Origin of the sequence: Mesobacillus sp., from assembly GCF_049588175.1 — a bacterium.
Taxonomy (GTDB): domain Bacteria; phylum Bacillota; class Bacilli; order Bacillales; family Cytobacillaceae; genus Mesobacillus.
Genome location: NZ_JBAVFI010000063.1, coordinates 1 through 1,557, shown reverse-complemented (window position 1 = coordinate 1,557; position 1,557 = coordinate 1). Strand labels below are relative to the sequence as shown.

Here is a 1,557-nt window from a genome sequence, read left to right as displayed (position 1 = left end):
GGTCAAGGCCACTATTCAGATTACTGTGTTTTTTAGCTGCAGTTAACTGCAAAGAAAGCGGCTTATTCAGTGTCAATGTCGGCTTTACATTCAGGCAGGTTCAATAACTTATCGAACGTTTTCTTATTATTTCATCTAGAGTAAAAAAGATGACCGAACAAATAACCGCAGGAATAGTGAACTCTGGGACAAAAAGGTATGTAACCAACCCAAATCCAATATGAATGCCAGCTGATAACCAGAAGCGTATATTGGCAAACTTCATTGAGATGAACTCTGCGATTAGCGAGACTGGTAAGCCATAAACGAAATTTCCAATTAAACTATAAATAAGCACAATGATCATATAGGGAATGAACTCACCACGAATATTAAATGATTGTTCATTAATAACAGCGGTTAGAAAAGTGAGTAGAAAAAGGCCAGTTGTAAAGATCACGGATGAATAGAAAGCCACTTTAATTTTTCTGAATCTATCTTTAAATAGAATTCTTCTGATATATGGAAATAGAAATCCAATCGTTAAAATAACCAGCAAGGTTTTAACCAGGATGGGTGTTGATGAAACGAATAGTATGATTAAAAAAACAATGGCGGAGAAAATGAGAATATAAGAATTACCTTTTAACATTAGATACCTCGATGCTTTTTAACTTTACTTTACAATAAGTGACCGCAAAAAGGTATTCGTTTTAGCCAGTGAATTCATAATTCAAAAAAGAACTCCATGAACTGAACTGTCAGAGGTTCAGAATACATAGAGTCCTTTTTTAATATCTAATTAAGGCTGCTTTTAGAAAAACACGGGGACGGTTCTTGTGTTCCAAAGTGGAACATGAGAACCGTCCCCATGTTCCTTCAGTTAAGCCAGCTGCTGCTCGGCAAATTCCCGGTACAATGCGTGGGTTTGGGTTAGCTCACGATGTGTGCCGATGCCTGTCACCGTGCCTTTTTCAATGAAAACGATCTGATCTGCGTTCACAATGGTGGATAGCCTGTGGGCTATGACAAAGGTTGTCCGGCCTTCCATCAATCGAGTCAATGCCTCCTGAACGATCCCCTCTGACTGGCTGTCGAGGCTCGCGGTTGCTTCGTCCATCATCAGGATTTTTGGGTCCCGAAGGAAGGCGCGGGCAATGGCTATGCGCTGTCTTTGGCCGCCGGAAAGCTTGACGCCTCGTTCGCCGACCTCTGTATCAAGGCCATTTGGGAAGGATTCGATAAATTGATCTGCATAAGCCATTTTTGTGACTGCCCAAAGGCGTTCGTCGGGGATGGTTTCTGCATCTTCCAAGCCGTAGTATAAATTCTCGCGAATCGTTCCGGCCATCATTGCGCTTTCCTGTGAGACATAGCCGATTTGGCTGCGCCAGAATGTGAGAGACAACTGTTGGATCGGTGTGTCTCCTATCCGAATTTCCCCTGAGGTCGGTTCGTAAAACCGTTCAAGAAGTCCAAACATCGTCGTTTTTCCGCCTCCGCTTGGACCTACAAGCGCGACCATTTGTCCTGGCTGCGCCTCTAAAGACACTCGGTCTATGACAGGCTCCTCTTCAC

2 protein-coding genes are annotated in these 1,557 nt (G+C 43.1%); both read right to left on the bottom strand.

Annotation, left to right across the window (positions count from 1 at the left end; all coding sequences use genetic code 11):
* Positions 1 to 100 precede the first annotated feature (100 nt).
* Positions 101 to 631, bottom strand: a complete 531-nt coding sequence (locus WB217_RS01485; protein WP_423989988.1) for a hypothetical protein — start codon at positions 629 to 631, stop codon at positions 101 to 103.
* Positions 632 to 862: 231 nt separating this feature from the next.
* Positions 863 to 1,557, bottom strand: a 695-nt coding sequence (locus WB217_RS01480; protein WP_423989986.1) for an ABC transporter ATP-binding protein, incomplete at its 5' end; no start/stop codon positions are given.

Coding starts and splice junctions, on each gene's coding strand:
- WB217_RS01485 (WP_423989988.1), bottom strand. CDS start 631: ATGTTAAAAGGTAATTCTTATATTCTCATTTTCTCCGCCATTGTTTTT.